This window comes from Streptomyces sp. NPDC101234, from assembly GCF_044767525.1.
Lineage (GTDB): Bacteria > Actinomycetota > Actinomycetes > Streptomycetales > Streptomycetaceae > Streptomyces > Streptomyces sasae.
In genome coordinates this window covers 115,756-135,016 of record NZ_JBIWOA010000019.1, presented here as the reverse complement: position 1 = coordinate 135,016, position 19,261 = coordinate 115,756, and the positions used below count along the sequence as shown (strand labels likewise).

The 19,261-nt window shown below is 69.5% G+C and carries 18 protein-coding genes and 1 tRNA gene; 11 read left to right on the top strand and 8 right to left on the bottom strand.

All coding sequences use genetic code 11. The features are described 5' to 3' along the window. Nucleotides 1-20: 20 nt before the first annotated feature. The 3 genes from ACIRR9_RS31620 to ACIRR9_RS31610 form a co-directional block, all read right to left on the bottom strand. Entirely contained in the window at nucleotides 21-239 is a 219-nt protein-coding gene (locus ACIRR9_RS31620) for a hypothetical protein (RefSeq protein WP_403758770.1), read from the bottom strand. After that, nucleotides 236-487, bottom strand: coding sequence for a hypothetical protein (locus ACIRR9_RS31615; protein WP_403758767.1), 252 nt, complete (start codon nucleotides 485-487; stop codon nucleotides 236-238). Before ACIRR9_RS31615 ends, ACIRR9_RS31620 begins: the two co-directional genes overlap by 4 nt. 77 nt (nucleotides 488-564) lie before the next feature. Further along, nucleotides 565-750: a hypothetical protein gene (locus tag ACIRR9_RS31610; RefSeq protein WP_403758764.1), complete on the bottom strand. Its 186-nt coding sequence runs from the start codon at nucleotides 748-750 to the stop codon at nucleotides 565-567. A 171-nt stretch (nucleotides 751-921) separates the two neighbouring features. Between ACIRR9_RS31610 and ACIRR9_RS31605 the strand changes: the two genes are divergently transcribed. Next, nucleotides 922-1,281, top strand: coding sequence for a GntR family transcriptional regulator (locus ACIRR9_RS31605; RefSeq protein WP_403758762.1), 360 nt, complete (start codon nucleotides 922-924; stop codon nucleotides 1,279-1,281). A 128-nt stretch (nucleotides 1,282-1,409) separates the two neighbouring features. On the opposite strand, the gene ACIRR9_RS31600 is transcribed toward ACIRR9_RS31605, so the two are convergent. Beyond that, nucleotides 1,410-2,627 carry a multiprotein-bridging factor 1 family protein gene (locus ACIRR9_RS31600; RefSeq protein ID WP_403758935.1) on the bottom strand — a complete coding sequence of 406 codons (1,218 nt, stop codon included), beginning with the start codon at nucleotides 2,625-2,627 and terminating at the stop codon, nucleotides 1,410-1,412. A 513-nt stretch (nucleotides 2,628-3,140) separates the two neighbouring features. On the opposite strand from ACIRR9_RS31600, the gene ACIRR9_RS31595 reads away from it, so the two are divergent. Continuing rightward, nucleotides 3,141-3,214, top strand: a tRNA-Ala gene (locus ACIRR9_RS31595). A gap of 258 nt (nucleotides 3,215-3,472) precedes the next feature. Here the strand turns inward: ACIRR9_RS31595 and ACIRR9_RS31590 are convergent. From ACIRR9_RS31590 to ACIRR9_RS31580, 3 genes are all read right to left on the bottom strand, one after another. Beyond that, the gene (locus ACIRR9_RS31590) at nucleotides 3,473-4,861 is read right to left on the bottom strand and encodes an MFS transporter (protein ID WP_403758759.1); all 1,389 of its coding nucleotides are present in this window, start codon (nucleotides 4,859-4,861) and stop codon (nucleotides 3,473-3,475) included. Continuing rightward, the gene (locus ACIRR9_RS31585) at nucleotides 4,854-6,791 is read right to left on the bottom strand and encodes a glycoside hydrolase family 15 protein (protein WP_403758756.1); all 1,938 of its coding nucleotides are present in this window, start codon (nucleotides 6,789-6,791) and stop codon (nucleotides 4,854-4,856) included. The genes ACIRR9_RS31590 and ACIRR9_RS31585 overlap by 8 nt, the downstream gene beginning before the upstream one ends. A gap of 182 nt (nucleotides 6,792-6,973) precedes the next feature. Then, nucleotides 6,974-7,465 (bottom strand): MarR family transcriptional regulator, encoded by a 492-nt coding sequence (locus tag ACIRR9_RS31580; RefSeq protein ID WP_403758753.1) that lies wholly within the window; start codon nucleotides 7,463-7,465, stop codon nucleotides 6,974-6,976. Nucleotides 7,466-7,585: 120 nt separating this feature from the next. Here ACIRR9_RS31580 and ACIRR9_RS31575 point away from each other — a divergent pair, with 120 nt between their 5' ends. The 3 genes from ACIRR9_RS31575 (at nucleotide 7,586) to ACIRR9_RS31565 (ending at nucleotide 9,317) form a co-directional block, all read left to right on the top strand. Then, complete coding sequence (locus tag ACIRR9_RS31575) at nucleotides 7,586-7,927, top strand: HGxxPAAW family protein (RefSeq protein WP_403758751.1); 342 nt, start codon at nucleotides 7,586-7,588, stop codon at nucleotides 7,925-7,927. Between the two features lie 176 nt (nucleotides 7,928-8,103). Next, entirely contained in the window at nucleotides 8,104-8,322 is a 219-nt protein-coding gene (locus ACIRR9_RS31570) for a hypothetical protein (protein WP_403758748.1), read from the top strand. A gap of 119 nt (nucleotides 8,323-8,441) precedes the next feature. Beyond that, nucleotides 8,442-9,317, top strand: coding sequence for a DUF2797 domain-containing protein (locus ACIRR9_RS31565; RefSeq protein WP_403758745.1), 876 nt, complete (start codon nucleotides 8,442-8,444; stop codon nucleotides 9,315-9,317). 260 nt (nucleotides 9,318-9,577) lie between these two features. On the opposite strand, the gene ACIRR9_RS31560 is transcribed toward ACIRR9_RS31565, so the two are convergent. Next, on the bottom strand, nucleotides 9,578-9,904 hold the full coding sequence (locus ACIRR9_RS31560) for a hypothetical protein (RefSeq protein WP_403758742.1): 327 nt from the start codon (nucleotides 9,902-9,904) through the stop codon (nucleotides 9,578-9,580). A gap of 645 nt (nucleotides 9,905-10,549) precedes the next feature. Between ACIRR9_RS31560 and ACIRR9_RS31555 the strand changes: the two genes are divergently transcribed. The 6 genes from ACIRR9_RS31555 to ACIRR9_RS31530 all read left to right on the top strand — a co-directional run bounded on the left by ACIRR9_RS31555 (nucleotide 10,550) and on the right by ACIRR9_RS31530 (nucleotide 19,253). After that, on the top strand, nucleotides 10,550-11,290 hold the full coding sequence (locus ACIRR9_RS31555; RefSeq protein WP_150134013.1) for a response regulator transcription factor: 741 nt from the start codon (nucleotides 10,550-10,552) through the stop codon (nucleotides 11,288-11,290). Continuing rightward, on the top strand, nucleotides 11,287-12,909 hold the full coding sequence (locus tag ACIRR9_RS31550; RefSeq protein ID WP_403758738.1) for an ATP-binding protein: 1,623 nt from the start codon (nucleotides 11,287-11,289) through the stop codon (nucleotides 12,907-12,909). Before ACIRR9_RS31555 ends, ACIRR9_RS31550 begins: the two co-directional genes overlap by 4 nt. A gap of 32 nt (nucleotides 12,910-12,941) precedes the next feature. Further along, nucleotides 12,942-14,468 (top strand): glycosyltransferase, encoded by a 1,527-nt coding sequence (locus ACIRR9_RS31545; RefSeq protein WP_403758736.1) that lies wholly within the window; start codon nucleotides 12,942-12,944, stop codon nucleotides 14,466-14,468. Continuing rightward, entirely contained in the window at nucleotides 14,465-16,792 is a 2,328-nt protein-coding gene (locus tag ACIRR9_RS31540) for a glycosyltransferase family 39 protein (protein WP_403758733.1), read from the top strand. The genes ACIRR9_RS31545 and ACIRR9_RS31540 overlap by 4 nt, the downstream gene beginning before the upstream one ends. 135 nt (nucleotides 16,793-16,927) lie before the next feature. Beyond that, on the top strand, nucleotides 16,928-18,313 hold the full coding sequence (locus tag ACIRR9_RS31535; protein WP_365339711.1) for an MFS transporter: 1,386 nt from the start codon (nucleotides 16,928-16,930) through the stop codon (nucleotides 18,311-18,313). A 127-nt stretch (nucleotides 18,314-18,440) separates the two neighbouring features. Next, on the top strand, nucleotides 18,441-19,253 hold the full coding sequence (locus ACIRR9_RS31530) for a TetR/AcrR family transcriptional regulator (RefSeq protein WP_403758933.1): 813 nt from the start codon (nucleotides 18,441-18,443) through the stop codon (nucleotides 19,251-19,253). Nucleotides 19,254-19,261: the final 8 nt, after the last annotated feature.

Sequence of the window (19,261 nt, the reverse complement as noted above, 5' to 3'; positions counted from 1 at the left end):
AGGGGCGACGGGGAACTCCGTCACGCGGCGACCTCCAGCCGGACCGGGGCCGGGGCAGGCTGCGTCCGGGTGCCGAAGTGGCGATCCTCGGGGCAGATCACGTCACCGTCGTGGGTGAGGATCCGCAGTCCGTCGACCGTGACGCGGGCCCAGCGCGGGGCGTGTGCACCGCAGCCCGGGCAGGCAGTCGGCCGGGCCGGGGTGTCGAGGAGGTCGAGGACGGACGGGAAGATGCTCATGCCGCCACCGCCGTCAGGGCCGGGCGGGCGCTGATCTCGACACGGCCGGAGCCGGAGCAGACCCGGCAGAAGATGGCCAGGGGGTCCAGCTCACCGGCGAAGCCGGAACCGGCGCAGTCGTCGCAGTTGCCCCACGTGTGGGAGGTCAGGGAGTCGAGGCACTCGGCCGGGTCGGCGCACCGGGAGTGACCGCAGGCCGGGCAGGCTCGCTGTAGCGAGATGCGCGCGGTCAGGGCGGGGGAGGGCATTATGGAAGCTCCCTTCGAGGGAACCAGGGGCGGCGGTTCTTCTTGGCGGTTGAGCGCCGCCCCTGGGCTGGGTGGGCTTACTGGTTGTTCAGGCGGCGGTACCGGCGCGATTCGAGCTTCGGCATGGGCAACATCTCGTTGTCCGGGGAGTCGCCCTGGTCCGGCCGGTAGTTCGGGTTGTACGGGTACGTCGGGTGCTCAGCACGCTCCTTGAGCGCCGCCCGGTCCTTCTTCCTCGCGTCCCGCTCTTCCTTGTTGAACACGTGTGTCCATCCCTTCGAAGTGGTGGGGCGGCGGTTCTCCTTGGCGGTTGAGCGCCGCCCGGCGAGAAGCAGCTTCTCTAACTTCTCTTGTGTTACCTAGATTAGTGACTCCAGGGCGATGCGCAAGACCTGGGGGCAGACTTCTTTAGGTCACTTAGGTAACCTGGGGGCGTGACCGTGAGCCCCGATGACCCTCGCAACGCCTACGAACAGGTGGCGGATGACCTCCGGAGGAAGATTGCTTCCGGAGGACTCAAGGCTGGTCAGAGGCTAGATGGCAACGCCAAGATGGCTGAGCGCTACGGCGTTGCCGCCATGACCATTCGCCACGCCCTCGACATCCTGCGGGGCGAAGGGCTGATCGTGAGTCAGCAGGGCCGGGGGACGTTCGTCGCCAGCGATCCCGAGACCCCCGATTCGACGGACGACGTCAACTCCATGACTGATGAACTGGGACAGATCAAAGCCGCTCTCGACCTGATCAACTCGCGGCTTGATCGGCTTGAATCGCAGGTTCGCGAGCGTTCTTGACCGAGGAAGACAGCCGGTCAACGCGTTCACTGGCTTCGGCCAGCTTCCTCCTGATCTCGTGAAGCTCCACTAATAAGCGCGCCCGATCTGCGACCTTCACCGCCGCTTTCCCCCTCTCGGTGACGTGATCAACCCAGCTTCATGCTCGTGGCGAGACGCCTGATGTCCGCCGATCGCGAGTGCCTGTCTGTCGACCTCAGGTCGTCAACAAGGTTCCGGGCGATGGGACGGTTGCGTACGTGCTGAGGAGCGATGGCATCGGCGCGCAGGATCGCATCAGCCGCCGGTTCTGCCTTGCCGTTCATCATCTGGCCGACAGCGGCACAGACCCAGAAGTGGGATTGCCGCTCCCCCGACGCGATGTGTGCAATGTCGACCAGATCAGCCCGCGACAGAACATCGCGCGGATGGCCCAGCTCCAAGCTCACCTCAACCGAATGGATCGAGGCGTTCACGGCGTTGAACTGGGTCTGGAAGACGTTGCCGTCTGTCGGGAGCCCAGATGCAGCCTGCCGAGCCTCGTCCAAGTGCATCTCAGCCTCCGACCGGTCCCACAGTCGCGACCAGGCGACCGCCGCTCGAAGGTGCATCGCACCCCACAGGGCACGGATCACCTGATCGGAGCTAGCCAAGTGCGGCTCCAGGTCATCGAGAGCCTTCCGGGCCATGTCGCGCGCAGCGCCCAGTTCTCCCTCATGCAGCCAGACCCCGCAGAGATCCCAACGGGCAGCAGCCTGGAGAACCGGCGACTCAGCCCGCTCAGCAGCGACCAACTCCCGCTGAACAGCGCTCCAGCCGAGGTCATGATGTCCCAGCAGGTTGGATGAGACGCGCGCCATGTGGCTGGCCCTGAGCATCAGCCCCTCTGCCAGGGGCACATCATCGCCGCCGGCCACGTCGCACAGCACGATCAGGTCGCGAAGGATCTGCGGCAGGACATCACCCAGAGCCGTGAACTTGGCATCCTGCCGAAGCCGCTCAGCCGCCTCAACACGGGTGGTGAGGTCAGGAAGGGTGGGCAGATTGGTCACGGCGATCAGCGCTGCACCACCAGGCATGGTGGCCTGTTGTAGGGCGAGGCGGAGACCGGGAATGGCGGAGTGGCCGGAGTCGAGTTCCGCTGTTTCGTGGCGGTAGGGCTGCCCCGTCAGTTCGATGACTTCGACGCCGAGCACTTCGGCAAGCTGTCCGAGGACGCTCATTCGGTCCAGGGGGAGACGCCCGGTCTCGATCTTAGAGACCCAGCTCACGGAGCGATCGATAGATGCCGCAAGCTGTCCTTGATCCCATCCCAGGCGTCGCCGCGCCCTCGCTACACGCTGCCCGGTAGTCAGCTCTGCCGTCATCATGAGTCCTTTCGACACTTCGAAGGTACCCATGCCCAGCCGTGGCGCTGTCAGTAAAAGTGACAGTGAGCGCACGAACCCGCCCCCGGCAGGCCCGAGTTACGGGTTTCTCTACCTCATCAAGCCCCGGCTGCGCTCCGCTCCGCCGGGCGCGCTCCCGGCTCCGCTCCGCCGCCGCTCCTGCCTTCGGCCCGCTCCGGCGGGCTGCGCCGACGCGCGCCCTGGTGAGAGTACGCCGGCGGCAAGAGGTCAGAACACATCGTGGCTGGGGCGGTCGGCTCCACGGCTTTAGGCAGCCACTTTGGGGGGAGCCTCGAAGATCATGGCCCCAACGTCGTGCTTTAACGGGCAGGTCCACAGACTGCCCGACTCGCCGGAAGCTTACGGGGCCATGATCACTCCCCCCAAAGCAGCTCCAGCCCAAAGCCGCTCCGCCGACCTCTTGGGCAGGTGCGATGTTTCACGTGAAACAACCCGATTTGCCTCAAGTCTGGCCGATGGTCTACAACTTGAGATGCTTGTAGCTCAGCGGATAGAGCAGCTCTTTCGCGAAGGGCAGGTCACGGGTTCGAATCCCGTCAGGCCCACCGGGGGCGGGGGGGAACACGTGCTCCTCGCCTCCACCAAACTCGGCCCGCTGCGGTACAGCAGCGAAGTACAGCAACCACAGCAACCGACTACGTCCGGCAGCGTCCATCAGCACCCTTCCGGCAGCCTGTATGACCGCTGATGACCGATCTCTGTAGAGCTACGGATCAGAAGGTTGCAGGTTCGAATCCTGCCGAGTGCACACAGACGAGAGGCCCCGGAGAGATCCGGGGCCTCTTGCGTTGTGAGGGCGTGCATCAGTGGAGTGCGGCAACGCTCTCGTGGGGGAGGCGGGTTGCGGCGGTCAGGCCGGCCAGGCCTATGACGGCCAGGGCCAGCATCGCCGTCGCGTAGGCGCCCTTGCTCAGGCCGGAGACCAGGATGGTGCCGGCGATGGCCGTGCCGAAGGACGAGCCGAGGTTGGAGACGCTGCGGGACAGGCCTGAGATCTCCCCTTGTTGCTCCTCCGGGAAGCTCGACTGGACCACGTTGACCGACGGCGTCAGCATGACGCCCAGGCCGAGTCCGACGAGCAGCAGCCCGGGGACGAAGGCCCAGGCGGTCGAGAAGGCGCCGGCGAGGGCGACCAGGACGATCACGCCCGCGATGGAGAGGGCGAAGCCGGTCATGACGAGGGTGCGCTGGGTGCGGCGCTTCGCCAGCCGTTCGGCGGACAGGGATGTGACCAGCAGGCCCAGCGTGGCCGCGGTGAAGATGACCCCGGTCTGGATCGCGTCGTAGTGGCGCACCACCTGGAGGTAGGCCGCCACCGTGAACGACGTGCCCATGAGGATCAGCCACTGGACGTTCTGGGTGATGAGGCCGAGGTTCGAGGTGCGGTTGCGGAACAGGGTGAGGGAGAGGAGCGGTTCCTCGCCGGCCGCCTCCTTGGCGTGTACGGAGCGGAAGAACCACCACAGGACCAGCGCGCCGAGCACCAGCAGGCCGAGCATCAGCCAGACGTTGTTGTCCGCGGCCAGGATGCCCATGACGACGAGGACGAGACCGGCCGCGGACAGGACCGCCCCACGGGTGTCGAAGGAGCGGGTGGGGTCGGGTGGCAGGGGATCGTCGATGCGGCGGGCGAGTACGACGATCACCCCGATGACCAGGGCCTGGAACACGAACGCCGCCCGCCAGCTGATGCCGGTGGTGATGAGCCCGCCGATCAGCGGCCCGGCGGCCGCGCCGATCCCGCCCAGCGCCATGACGACCCCGAACGCGCGGGCACGGGAGGTCGTGTCCGGGTAGAGGAGGGTGGTGAGGATGTAGACGGGCGGGATGAGGAGGGCGGTGCCGACGCCTTCGAGGATCGAGTTGCCGAGGATCAGCACGCCCAGTCCCGGAGCCGCCGCACTCAGCAGCGCGCCGATCGCGTAGACGACGAGCCCCGTCGTGAAGCAGCGCTTGCGGCCGTAGCGGTCGGTCAGTTTGCCGCCGGGGATCATCAGCGCCGCCATCACCAGCAGGAAGACCGTGATCGCCACCTGCACGCCCTGGACGGTGGTGTCCAGGTCCCTGCTGATGTCGTTGATCATCACGTTCATGTTGGAGCCGGCGAAGCTGCAGATGAACTGGGCGAGAGCCAGGGCGGCCAGGACGCTCCGCTGTCCTGCCGCGCGCCTCGGGGCGGCCGTCTCAACCACCGGTGCCGCCCCCTTGGCCGCTCTCGACGGGCGCGGTCAGGCCATGGGTCGCCGGGTGCCAGTGCCGGTGGTTGTCGGCCTGGGCACCGGTCTCCGCCCTGCGCAGTTCCTCGTCCAGCGCCATGGCCGCGGTGACCAGGGAGAGATGGGTGAACGCCTGGGGGAAGTTGCCGAGTTGCTCGCCGGAGGGGCCGATCTCCTCGGCGAACAGGCCGACGTGGTTGGCGTAGGTGAGCATCTTGTCGAAGGCGTGCCGGGCCTGGTGGAGCCTGCCGCTGCGGGCGAGCGCCTCCACGTAGAGGAAGCTGCACAGGTTGAACGTGCCCTCCGAGCCGCGCAGGCCGTCCGGGGACGCGGCCGGGTCGTACCGGTAGACGAGGCTGTCGCTGACCAGTTCCTCGTCCATGGCGTCGAGGGTGCTGAGCCAGTCCGGGTCGCGTGGCGAGAGGAAGCCGACCTTCGGCATCAGCAGCAGCGAGGCGTCCAGGACGTCCGTGTCGTAGTGCTGCACGAAGGCGTGCCGCTTCTCGTGCCAGCCCCGCTCGACGATCTGGCGGAAGACCGCGTCCCGGGCACTGCTCCAGTGGGAGACGTCCGCCGGGCGGGAGAACTCGGTGGCCGCGTGGATGCCCCGGTCGAAGGCCACCCAGGTCATCAGCCGGCTGTAGGTGAAGTCCTGCCGGCCGCCGCGGGTCTCCCAGATGCCCTCGTCCGGCTGGTTCCAGTGGTCGGCGAGCCAGTCCAGGACACCGCTCAGCGCGTTCCAGCCGCGGATCGCACCGACGTCGTTCCCGACGATCAGGGCGTCCGAGGCCTCGCCGTAGATGTCGAGCTGGAGCTGGTCGGCCGCCGCGTTGCCCGCCCGCACCGGGCGGGAGCCCCGGTAGCCCTCCAGATGGCCGAGGATCTCCTCGGTCAGGTGGGGGTCGCCGTCGACGCGGTACATGATCTGCAACGGGTCGCCCGAGACGGTGCCGCCGGCCTCGATGCGCTCGCGCAGCCACTGCCGGAAGGCGCGCGCCTCGTCGTGGAAGCCCAGGTCGATCAGCGTCCTGACGGACAGGGCCGCGTCACGGATCCAGGTGTAGCGGTAGTCCCAGTTGCGCTCGCCGCCGATCTGCTCGGGCAGTCCCATGGTGGCGGCGGCTATGGGTGCACCGGTCGGCGCGTACGTGAGCAGCTTGAGCGTGATCGCCGAACGGTTCACGATGTCCTGCCAACGGCCCCGGTAGGTGCAGGACCGCAGCCAGGACAGCCAGAAGGAACGGCATGTCTCGAAGTCGTCGGCGATCCCTTGCAGCGTGGGGTGCGGCAGGGCGGGAGCGCCACTCGGGCCACTCGCGCCACTCGCGTCGCTCGTCAGTACGACCGCTGCCGCCTGCCCGGCCGAGAGGGTGAACCGGGCGGTGATGTCGTCGCCGTCCGTACGGAGCCGGAACCCGGGCGTGGTCTGCAGCCGCAGGTCGGTGCCGGGGCCGTGGAAGAGCGCGGTGTGGTCGTCGTCCCGGGTGAGCGTGTGCGGGGCGCGGCCGTAGTCGAAGCGCGGGCGGCAGGTGAAGGTGAAGGGGAGGGTGCCGCGGACGACCCTGGCGACCCGCACCAGGCGGTGTGTGTCCTGGGGCTCGGTGGAGTCGATGGGCGGCATGAAGTCGGCCACCTCGCCGACTCCGTCGGCCGTCATGAAACGGGTGACCAGGACGGCGGTGTCGGAGAGGTACAACTGCCGGACCGTTCCGGCGGACCCGTCCGGGCGCTCCACCGCGAGACGGCAGTGGCCTCCGCGGTCGCTGTCCAGGAGTGATGCGAAGAGACTGGGTGAGTCGAAGCGCGGGGTGCACCACCAGTCGATGGTTCCACGGGAGGACACCAGGGCAGCGGTCTGGAGATCGCCGACCATGCCGTGTTCGGCGATGGGCGGGTACTGGTTCACGGGCCCTCCTCTGCCGCAGGGGCGCGTCCTTCGGCACGGAGATGGTGCCGACCGGCAGCCCTTGCAGCCTGCCCCCGGGGCGCCGCCGCGGCATCCCCCACCGCGGGTGAAACCGGTCCGGGCGACGGAGCGGCGGAGCATTGGTCACAGGGGGCTCCGCGGGCTCCGTGGGCTCCGGGGTCTCAGCACGGCTCCGCGGAGTCGTTCCGGTTCAATTTCTCCAGGTACTCGTGGGCCAGTGCGGTCGCGCGGGTGAACCAGTCGGTCAGGGCGGCCAGTTCGTCGGGCGTGTAGTCGGCGAACAGTTCCGTCAGGCGTCGGTAGTGGCCGGCGTACACCGCCTCCACGCGGGTGACCGCTTCCGCGACGGCGGCCACGCGGACGCGGCGGCGGTCGGCGGGGTCCGGGCGGCGGGTGACGTAGCCCGCGCGTTCCAGCCGGTTGAGGATGCCCGTCACCGCGCCCGTCGTCACATGGGCGCGGGCGGCCAGGTCGCCGGCGGTGAGCAGGTCGGCGCCGGCCTCCAGGACGAAGCCGAAGCAGGTGAGGTCCGTGACGGTCAGACCGAGCCGCCGGGCCAGTTCCTGCTGGCCGATCAGATGGGCCGCGATGAGATGGTCCATCGCGGCCAGGGCCCGGGCCGGGTCCGCGGGCGGTCGCGGCTTGCCGTGCATGGTCGTTCCCGACTCCTCGTCGAAGATTTCCCCGTATTCCCTTAGCAGGTGAGAGATCTAGGGAGTAAATTCCTTACTTGGTGAGAGATTCTAGCTGCCTATCGCATAGGGGGCGGGTGCATGAGTCAGCACGACGAAGGCCACACGGCGGCGGGGTGGACCGGTACCGCGATCGCGACCGTCGGAAGCGGTCTGCTGGGGTGGGGTGTGTGCGCCGTCTCGGTCCCGGCCCTGGCCGGGGGCCTCGCGGTGTGTGCCGTGAGCGTTCTGGTCACCTGGTACCTGCACCTCGCGGGCTGGGGCAAGCCGCCGGGCCCGCGGCCGCGGAACCAGTGGCCGCTCGGGGTCCGCGACACCACGGCCCGCGCCGGCCACGCCGGGTGCGTGAGCTGCCGGCTGGCGGGCCGGGGGAGGCGTACCGCGTCCGAACTCCAGCCGGCGTCCGCGGAGGCGGGCGGCTGATCCAGGCGTACGGGACGCCCTGGTTCCCGGCCGTGGATGTGTGCAGGCATCTGGGGTACGCACATGTGGGCTCCGCTCTGCGGAACATCACCGATGCCATCACCTTCGGAAGTGCCGAGAGTGTGCTTCAGAGGCACGCTCTCGACATTCCTGCAGGTCGAGAGTGGCGACGGGACATGAACCTGGTCGTCACCGATGACGTGCATGCCGTCGCCGCCTGCCTCGCCCCGGCGCTGGTGCGTGGACCGGCCCGGTGCCGGCTGGAAGAGGTGGCCGCCAGGACCGGGCTGACCCTGGACCGGGTCAACGACTGCCTGCGCATGCTGCTCAAACGCGGTTGCATGAGGCAGACCGGGTGTGACGGCGACGGCGCGCCGGTGTACGTCCTGCCGTAGTCCCCGAGACAGAGTGGCCCGAAGTCGCAAAACGAAGTTGCGGCTTCGGGCCGTTGTCCACCGTACGCCGTTGTCTCTCCCAGGCCCGTTGTCAGTGCCCACCTCTACCCTCACGAGTGATGGCACAGATCTGGAAGTGCTCGGGGCTGCGGTGGTCGGACGACGGGCCCGTGCTGGTGTGGAGCGGTGGACGGCGCAGTGCGCTCGCTCGGGGGAGGCGGGTGGCCTTCGGGGTCGTGGCAGGGGGCGGGCGGGAGTGCGTGGGGGCGCGGGGGAACCCCTGTCCGACCCGGGCGGCCGTGTCGGGGCGGAGCACCGGGGCGCGGTGTGAGGAGTGTGCGCGGCTGGACCGGGCGCACTCCGTGGCCGCCGACACCATCGCCGACGACCCCCGGCCGTACCACGTGTATCTCGCGTGGTTCGGGCCCGGGATGGTCAAGGTCGGGATCACCGCCGTGGAGCGGGGGTCGGCGCGGCTGCTGGAGCAGGGTGCCGTCTGCTTCAGCTGGCTGGGTCTGGGTCCGCTGATGGCGGCGCGGCGGACGGAAGAACTGCTGCGGGCCGCGCTCCGGGTGCCGGACCGTGTCCCGTACGCCGAGAAGCGCGCCGTCCGGTCCCGTCTGCCGGCTTCGGCGGCGGAGCGGGCGGCTGAGGTGGAGGCCCTGCACCGGCGGGCGTTCGCGCTGGCCGCCTGGCCGGAGTCGCTGCGCCGGGAGCCCTGCCAGGTCGTCGACCATGTGGAGGTGTTCGGCCTCGCCGACCTGCCGACCGCCGTCGGTGAGGTGACGGAGCTGGTCGCGGGCGGCGGGGTGAGCGGGGATCTGCTCGCGGCCGCGGGCCCCGATCTGCATCTGGCCACCGTGCACGGCGTGGTCGTGCTCGACACCCGGCTGATGACCGGGTGGGACATCGTGCCGGTCGCGGGCGAGGGCGGATTCACGCTCCCGGTGAAGAAGTTCAAGGGGACGGCAGGGGTGCAGGACGGGCTCTTCTGAGCGTGTGAACCGATGAGCGACGAGCGAACTCCGGTATGACCATGGGCGGTCGCCGAAGACCAGGTGTAGGCAGCCGCCTCCGCGGGCCATGTCGAAGTTGCGTTTTCCCTGTCCGAGTGGCCTCTTGCAGCGCCGCGGATCGGGGAGGCCGCGTACGTGAAAAGCCCTGATCCGTACAACGAGTTGTACGGATCAGGGCTCCGCCGTACTGGACGGCCGGAAATCGATCGCCTGCGCCGACCTGCGCGGGCCGCTCTGTTTCAGCCCGTCCAGGGGCCCATGTCAACGATGCTCTTGACGGCACCGTAATCCTTGTAACTGCCCTTCTCGCCGGCCCCGTAGGGAGCCTCGTACTCGCCGCCGCCGTGGGTCCAGATGATGTCGATCCACTCGGCGCGCTTGCACGTGTTGTGGAAATACACGGTGGTGGTGACGTCTCCGTCGGCCCAGGACCAGTTGAAACAACCGGCTGTTCCGGTGTGCTTGCTCATCGGCTGCATCTCGGCCGCCGACGCGGGCGCTGCTGCCGCGCCGAGCGCGATCAGCGCGGTGGCGCTTGCCAGCGCAACACGAAACCTGCTGCTCATGGGTGTCGATACCTCCTGCGCGGAGTACAGGGGTGACCGAACTCCGCGTTGGTCGATGAGGGGTGGGGGGCTGTCGATCGAACGGTCTCCGCGAACGGGATTCCGGGCACTCCTGTCAGGAGCCTGCCAAGCAGTGGCTTTTCTCGACTGCGATTGCGAGCCTCATCAGTCCCCCGTTTGCGGTGATGGCTCGGATCCGAAGGGAAGGGTGGTCAGCCCTGTCCGGTCGTGTGACCGATCCTGATCATCTGGCTAGATCCTCACGGCGGAGCCGAAAGCCTGTCAAGAAAGTTCTGATCAAGACCGCCCCGGGGCGGCACCGGCCCGCGTCCCACCGCCCGGTGCCGGGTCGTCGCCCCTGGTATGCGCTTGCTGCCCGGGCGGGGACCATCCGTTCCCCGCCTCGCCGTGCGGGTGCCGGTGCTGCTCGGTACGCTCTCATCGGTGGTTCATCGGCGCTTCATCGGCGTCCCCGGGCCGGTGCCGGAAGCACATGATCCACACAGCTCGGAGCGGGCGTGATCAGGAGTTCGTGCGCACGTGGTGGGATTCCCAGGCGTTCCCTGAGAGGCGCCTGTGAGTTTCTTAGGGAAAACACAGATTACTGAAAGCGTGTTCTCAGAGGACCCCGACAAGGTGTCCACCATGACCACGACCTCGCCCCAGGGGCGCACCGAACTGCTGAGGCCGGACGGGAGCCCCGTCCGAGTGCTTGTGGTGGACGACGAGCTGTCGATCACCGAACTCCTTTCCATGGCCCTCCGCTACGAGGGCTGGCAGATCAGGAGTGCGGGCGACGGCCAGGGCGCCATCCAGACCGCCCGGGAGTTCCGGCCCGACGCCGTCGTCCTCGACATGATGCTGCCCGACATGGACGGCCTCACGGTCCTCGGACGCCTGCGGCGCGAACTGCCCGACGTTCCCGTCCTGTTCCTCACCGCGAAGGACGCGGTCGAGGACCGGATCGCCGGGCTCACGGCAGGTGGCGACGACTACGTCACCAAGCCGTTCAGCCTCGAAGAGGTCGTGGCCCGGCTGCGCGGGCTGATCCGCCGTTCCGGTGCCGCCGACCGGCGCTCCGACTCCGTGCTCGTCGTCGGCGACCTCACCCTGGACGAGGACAGCCACGAGGTCTCGCGGGCCGGTGAGTCCATCCACCTCACCGCCACCGAGTTCGAACTGCTGCGCTTCCTCATGCGCAACCCACGGCGCGTCCTCAGCAAGGCCCAGATCCTGGACCGGGTGTGGTCGTACGACTTCGGTGGTCAGGCCAACGTGGTCGAGCTGTACATCTCGTACCTGCGACGGAAGATAGACGCGGGCCGTGAGCCGATGATCCACACCCGGCGAGGTGCCGGCTACCTGATCAAGCCCGCCGCCTCATGAGCGGGCGACGACGGCCGCATGCGCAGAAGCGGCGAGCGGGAAAACCGCGCACCCTGCGGAGCCGGCTCGTCGTCGCGTCCGTGGTGCTGATCGCCGTGGTCTGTGCGGTGATCGGCACAGTGACGACCCTTGCGTTGAGATCTCATCTGTACACCGAGCTGGACAAGCAGCTGGGTGAAGTCGGAAAGCGCGCGTCCGGTTCGTTCGGGCCAGTGGCCCCTGGTAAGGACGGGAACGGCGCGCCCGGCCGGCAGAGCAACGGGCAGAAGAACAACGCCGGCGACAACACGACCGACCTCACGGACTTCGTGGCCCGGGGGCCGCAGCCCACGTCCGCCACGATCGCCGCCACGGTCGTGAACGGCTCCGCCACTTCGGGGAAGGTGGGTCGCAAGTCGACCTCCACCTTCGCGATGAGCGCGGTGTCACTCACCAGCGCCCAACTGGCTGCCCTCAACTCCGTTGCCCAGGACGACAACAAGCACACGGCGGACATTCCGGGGCTGGGCTCCTACCGCGTTTCGTACGTCCACGGCCCCAACGGCAACTACTACGTCGGCATCCCCACCAAGGACACCGACAACACCATCAACACCCTGATCATCGTGGAGATCAGCGTCACCGCCGCCGGTCTCGGTGCCGCCGTCATCGCCGGTTACGTGCTCGTCGGCGTAGCCACCCGCCCCCTCCGCAAGGTCGCCGCCACCGCCACCCGTGTCTCCGAACTCCCCCTGCACACCGGTGAGGTCAACCTCAGCGAGCGGGTCCCGGAGTCGGAGACCGACCCGCACACCGAGGTCGGCCAGGTCGGCGCCGCGCTCAACCGCATGCTCAACCACGTCCACGGGGCGCTGCATGCCCGCCAGCAGAGCGAGATGCGGGTACGGCAGTTCGTCGCCGACGCCAGCCATGAGCTGCGGACCCCGCTCGCCTCCATCCGCGGGTACGCCGAGCTGACCCGGCGCGGACGGGAGCAGGTCGGGCCCGACACCCGGCACGCCCTCGGCCGTATCGAGTCCGAGGCCGGGCGGATGACCCTCCTCGTGGAGGACCTGCTGCTGCTCGCCCGGCTGGACGCGGGGCGTCCGCTGCAGTTCGAGCACACCGACCTCATCCCGCTCGTCGTCGACACGATCAGCGACACGCGCGCGGCCGGCATGGACCACAACTGGCGCCTCGACCTGCCCGACGAGCCGGCCCTGGTCGCCGCCGACGCGGCCCGTATCCAGCAGGTGCTGATCAACCTGCTCGGCAACGCGCGCAAGCACACACCGGCCGGCACCACCGTCACCGCGCGCATCCAGCGGCGCGGGCCCTGGATGTGCGTGGACGTCGAGGACAACGGGCAGGGCATTCCACAGGATCTGCTGCCGCACGTCTTCGAGCGGTTCGCCCGCGGCGACTCCGCGCGCTCCCGGTCCACCGGTTCCACCGGTCTCGGCCTGGCCATCGTGCAGGCGGTCGCGTCCGCGCACGGCGGTGCCGTCACCGTGGACAGTGTTCCCGGTCGCACAGTGTTCACCCTGTATCTGCCCGCGCTTGCCCCGGCCGCTCCCCAGCCGGACCCCGAAACCAACTGGCAATCGCACTCACAGGCACAGCACAGTGCCACCACATGAGCACAACAGGGCGCCTGAGGAGAGTCGGTGTCATGCGAACCGACTCTTCTCCCGGCACTCTGCCGGCGCGGGAGCACCTCCCGGCCGGAAACGCCGGTACGCCTGTCCTGGACGTAGTGATCCCCGTCTACAACGAGGAGAAGGACCTCGGGCCATGCGTGCTCAGACTGCATGACCACCTCAAGCGCACCTTCCCGTACGCCTTCCGCATCACGATCGCGGACAACGCGTCCACGGACACCACCCCCCAGGTGGCGCAGCGGCTCGAGGCGGAGATCGCCGAGGTGAAGTCGTTCCGGCTGGAGCAGAAGGGCCGCGGCCGTGCGCTGCGGACCGTCTGGTCCGCCTCGGACGCGCCGATCCTCGCCTACATGGACGTCGACCTGTCGACCGACCTGAACGCGCTGCTGCCGCTGGTGGCGCCGCTCATCTCCGGCCACTCCGACCTGGCGATCGGTTCCCGGCTGGCCCGCTCGTCGCGCGTGGTGCGCGGCGCCAAGCGGGAGTTCATCAGCCGCACGTACAACCTGATCCTGCGCGGCTCGCTGCAGGCCCGCTTCTCGGACGCGCAGTGCGGCTTCAAGGCGATCCGGCGCGATGTCGCGCAGGTGCTGCTGCCGATGGTCGAGGACACCGGCTGGTTCTTCGACACCGAGATGCTGGTGATCGCCGAGCGTGCGGGGCTGCGCATCCACGAGGTGCCCGTCGACTGGGTCGACGACCCGAACTCGACCGTGCACATCGTGAAGACGGCCACCGACGACCTCAAGGGCGTGTGGCGGGTCGGCAAGGCACTGGCCACCGGTTCGCTGCCGCTGGACCGGATCGCCCGCCCGTTCGGCGACGACCCGCGCGACCGCGACATCCAGGACGTGCCGAAGGGCCTGGCCCAGCAGCTCGTCGGGTTCTGCGTGGTCGGCGGTCTGTCGACCCTCTTCTACCTGGTCCTCTACAGCGCCTTCCGCTCCTTCTCCGGTTCGCAGATCGCCAACGCGCTCGCGCTGCTGGTGTCGGCGGTGGCGAACACCGCGGCCAACCGGCGCCTGACCTTCGGGGTGCGCGGCCGGGGCGGGGCGGTCCGGCACCAGGCACAGGGCCTGGTCGTCTTCGGTATCGGCCTCGCGCTGACCAGTGGTTCCCTCGCCGCCCTGAACGCGGCGAGCAGCGACCCCGCGCACTCCACCGAGCTGGCGGTGCTGATCGCCGCCAACCTCGCGGCGACCGTGCTGCGCTTCCTGCTCTTCCGCGCCTGGGTCTTCCCGGACCGCGACAACGCCGGCCGGCCGGAGTCGTCCCCGTCCACGGTGGTGGCCGCGCACAACCCGTCGTCCCAGACCTACCCGACCGGCGGATACCAGGCGTACCAGCAGCAGCCGTACCAGCCGCAGGGCCCGCTCCCGCAGCGCATACCGCTGCCGCAGCAGCAGCCCTACGCGCAGGGCGGCACCACGACCACCCAGTTCCGCGCCGGTGAAGCCGCGGACGGCACCTGGAGGGACAGCACCATGCAGCTGCAGCCGGTGCGCCCCCACGACACCGACCCGGGGGACCCCCGATGAGCACCCACACCGACCATCCGGCCCAGTGGGGCCCGCCCCCCACGTCTCCCCCGGCGCCGTACCCGCCCGAGGCCCGCCCCGAGGCACCGGCGCCCGAGTCGGGCGAGCCCGCGCAGCCCTTCGTACGGAGACTGTGGCGCGGCCGTCCAGAGGACCCGCGCTGGGTGCGCCCGGCCTTCCTCGGCCTGCTGACCGCGACCCTCCTGCTCTACCTGTACAACCTGAGCGCCTCCGGCTACGCCAACTCCTTCTACTCGGCGGCCGTGCAGGCGGGCAGCAAGTCCTGGAAGGCGTTCTTCTTCGGCTCGCTGGACGCCGGCAACGCGATCACCGTCGACAAGCCCCCGGCCTCGCTGTGGCCGATGGAGCTGTCGGTCCGGATCTTCGGCCTCAACTCCTGGGCGATCCTCGCCCCCGAGGTCCTCATGGGCGTCGCGACGGTCGCCGTCGTGTACGCGGGTGTGCGCCGCCGGTTCAGCCCCGCCGCCGGTCTGATCGCGGGCGCGGTGCTCGCGCTCACTCCGGTCGCGGCGCTGATGTTCCGGTTCAACAACCCGGACGCGATGCTGGCGCTGCTGATGGCGGTCGCCTGCTACATGGTGGTCCGCGCGGTCGAGGACGGCCGGACGAAGTGGCTGGTGTGGGCCGGGGCCGCGATCGGGTTCGCGTTCCTCGCCAAGACCCTCCAGGCCATCCTGATCCTGCCGCCGCTCGCGATCGTGTACGCGGTCTGCGCGCCGGTGTCGGTGAAGAAGCGGTTCGGCCAGCTGGCGGTCGCCACCGGCGCGCTCGTCGTATCCGGCGGCTGGTGGGTCACGATCGTCGAGCTGTGGCCCGCCTCCTCCCGCCCGTACATCGGCGGCTCGCAGGACAACAGCTTCCTGTCGCTGACCTTCGGCTACAACGGCTTCGGCCGTCTGAGCGGTGACGAGACCGGCAGCGTCGGCGGCGGTGGCGGCAGCACCGGCCAGTGGGGCGCGACCGGCTGGGACCGGATGTTCAACTCCGAGATCGGCGGCCAGATCTCCTGGCTGCTGCCCTCCGCGCTGATCCTCCTGGTCGCCGGCCTGGTGGCCACCCTCCCCCACTCTCGGCTTCGCTCGAGCGGGGGGACCCCCATGCTCAAGCGGACCTCCGTGACCCGCGCCGCGTTCCTGGTCTGGGGCGGCTCGCTGCTGATCACCATGGTCGTCTTCAGCTACATGGCGGGCATCTTCCACCAGTACTACACGGTGGCGCTGGCCCCCTACCTGGCGGCCGTGATCGGCATGGGCGCCGACCAGCTGTGGAAGCAGCGCGCCGAGCTGTGGGCGTCGATCACCCTCGCCGCGTCCGTGGTCGCGGCCGCGGTCTGGGGCTACGTCCTGCTCAACCGCACCTCGGACTACCTGCCCTGGCTGAAGTACCTGGTCCTCATCGGCGGTCTGGCCGCCGCGCTCGGCCTGGTCTTCGCGGGCCGGATCAGCCGTCAGCTCGCCCTCGGGGCGGCGGCGGTGGGCCTGGTGGCCGCGCTGGCCGGCCCGACAGCGTACACCCTCAGCACTCTCCAGACGGGCCACACCGGCTCCATCGTCACGGCCGGCCCGGCCGGCGCGAGCATGATGGGCGGCTTCGGCGGCGGTGGCGGTATGCGCGGCGGCATGGGCGGCGGTGGCGGCTTCGGCCAGAACCAGCAGGGTCAGAACCAGCAGGGCCAGAACGGCCAGAGCCAGCAGAACGGCAACGGCAGCACCCAGAACGGCCAGCAGGGCTTCCCCGGCGGCGGCACGGGTGGCAACGGCAACAGCACCGGCGGTACCGGTGGCTTCGGCGGCGGCATGCCGGGCCAGAACGGCAACGGCAGCACCCAGAACCAGCAGGGCAACGGCACCACCCGGAACGGGAACGGCTTCCCCGGCGGCGGTCAGATGGGCGACGGCGGCGGCATGGGCGGCGGCGGTGGCGTCGGCGGCCTGCTGAACGGTGCGACCGTCAGCTCCCAGGCCAAGAAGCTGCTGGAGAAGGACTCGTCCAAGTACACCTGGGTCGCCGCGGCCATCGGCGCCCAGAACGCGGCGAGCTACCAGCTCTCCACCGGCGACCCGGTGATGGCGATCGGCGGCTTCAACGGCACCGACCCGTCCCCGACCCTGGCCCAGTTCAAGAAGTACGTGGCGGACGGCAGGATCCACTACTTCATCTCGTCGGGCACCGGCGGCGGCATGGGCGGCAGCAGCACCGGCACCTCCTCGCAGATCACCTCGTGGGTCGAGAAGAACTTCAAGAAGGTGACGGTGGGTTCGTCCACCTTCTACGACCTCACGCAGAAGGCGAGCGGCAGCTGACGGCCGGCTGAGCGACGCAGGGACCGACCAGAGGGCGGTGGCTTCGGCCACCGCCCTCTGCCGTGCCCACGCCCTTTGCCGTGCCCACGGGAAATGCGTTGTACGCCGTACAGGGAATCTTCTACGGTGTACAACATGACTTCAAAGGGCCACCCCCAGCGCTGGCTGATCCTCGGTGTCATCTGCCTCGCGCAGCTCACCGTGCTGCTCGACAACACCGTCCTGAACGTGGCCATCCCCTCCCTCACCCGGGAGCTGCACGCGGCCACTGCCGACATCCAGTGGATGATCAACGCGTACTCGCTCGTCCAGTCCGGCCTGCTCCTGACGGCGGGCAGCGCGGCCGACCGCTACGGCCGCAAGAAGCTGCTCATCGCGGGCCTGGCCCTGTTCGGAGCGGGTTCGCTGGCCGCGGGCCTGGCCGACACCACCGGCCAGCTGATCGCGGCGCGGGCCGGCATGGGCGTGGGGGGCGCACTGCTTCTCACCACCACCCTGGCCGTGGCGATGCAGATCTTCACCCCCGACGAGCACCCCAGGGCCATCGGCATCTGGAGCGCCGTCAACGCGCTGGGCTTCGCCGCCGGTCCGCTGATCGGCGGGTTCATGCTCAACCACTTCTGGTGGGGCGCGATCTTCCTGGTCAACCTCCCGGTCGCGGCGCTGGCCCTGGCGGCGGTCGTGGTCCTGGTCCCCGAGTCGAAGAACCCCCAGGGCGACCGCCCCGACCTGCTCGGCGCGCTGCTCTCCACGATCGGCATGGCCGCGCTGGTCTTCGCGATCATCTCCGGCCCGGAGCACGGCTGGACGTCGGCGCGGGTGCTGATCACGGCGGCGGTGGCGGTGCTGGTGCTGGGCGCGTTCGCGTACTGGGAGAGCCGGATCCCGTTCCCCATGCTCGACCCCCACTTCTTCAGGAACCGCCGGTTCACGGGCGCGGTCGCCGGTGCGGTGCTGATCACCTTCGGCATGGGCGGCGCGCTGTTCCTCCTCACCCAGCACCTCCAGTTCGTCCTCGGCTACGGCCCGTTGGAGGCGGGGCTGCGTACGGCACCGCTCGCGCTGACGGTCGTCGCCCTCAACTTCACGGGCGTGTCGGCCAAGTGGGCGACGAGGCTGGGGACGCCGGTGGCGGTCGCCGTGGGGATGCTGCTGATGTCGCTGGGCCTGGTGTCGATCGCGCTGTTCGACTCCGGCGGGTACGGCGGCACGCTGCTCGGTCTGCTGCTGATCGGTGCGGGGTGCGCGGTCGCCAACCCGGCGATGGCGCACGCCGTCATGAGCGCGATCCCGCCGGAGAAGGCCGGGGTGGGGGCCGGGATCAACGGCACGCTGGCCGAGTTCGGGAACGGGCTGGGGGTGGCCGTACTGGGGGCGGTGCTGAGCTCCTGGGTGGCTTCCGGAAAGTCGTTGTCGGCCGGACTGGGGGCGGGGCAACTGGTCGGTGCGGTCGCGGTGGTGGTCGGGGGGTTCGTGGCGGCGGGGCTTCTTCGTCGGGCGGAGAAGAATGTCGCCCAGTGAGGTGGGGGTACATGTTCATCGGCGAGTGCCGGTGGATCGTGGCTGATCGCGCAGTTCCCCGCGCCCCTGACGGGGCGCCGCAGTCTTAGCATCTTGGGAAGTGATCGTGGTGGAGGAAGGTGTCGCGATGGTGCGGGCCAGTGTGTGGCTGGAGGAGAAGGCCCGCAAGGGCGGTCGTACCGGGCAACCCTCCGGACTCGACCGGGCCCGCATCACCTCCGCCACCGTCCATCTCCTCGACTCCGACGGGCTCGCCAAGTTCTCCATGCGGCGGCTGGCGGGCGAGCTCAACGTGACCGCCATGTCCGTGTACTGGTACGTCGACACCAAGGACGACCTGCTCGAACTCGCCCTCGACGAGGCCTTCGGCGAACTGCGGCTGCCGGACGCGACCGACGGGGACGGTGACTGGCGGGAGCAACTGCGCACGCTGGCCACGGAGTACCGCGCGCTGCTGGTCCGCCATCCCTGGCTCTCCCCGCTGGCCGGCCGCTATCTCAACATCGGCCCCAACTCGCTCGCGTTCTCCCGCGTGGTCCAGCAGGTCGTCCGCCGCGCCGGCCTGCCCGCGCACGGCGTGACCGGCGCGATCTCGGCCGTCTTCCAGTTCGTGTACGGCTACGGCACGATCGAGGGCCACTTCGCCGAACGGGTGGCAGCGGCCGGCATGACCCCCGACGAATACTTCAGCACCGCGATGGACGCGGTGGCGGAGACGCCCGAGACGGCCGACGTGATCAGGGAATCCAGGGACCTGATGGCGGCGCGCGGCGGCGACACGGTGGCCGAGATGCTCGACAGGGACTTCACCTTCGCCCTGGACCTGCTGATCGCCGGCATCGAGGCCAAGGTGCAGCGCCCCGAAAGGGGCGCGGGGAACTGCGCGAGCACCCACACACAGCCCGCACCCGCGAACGGGGACGCACCCCCGAGCTCTTAGGCGCCCGG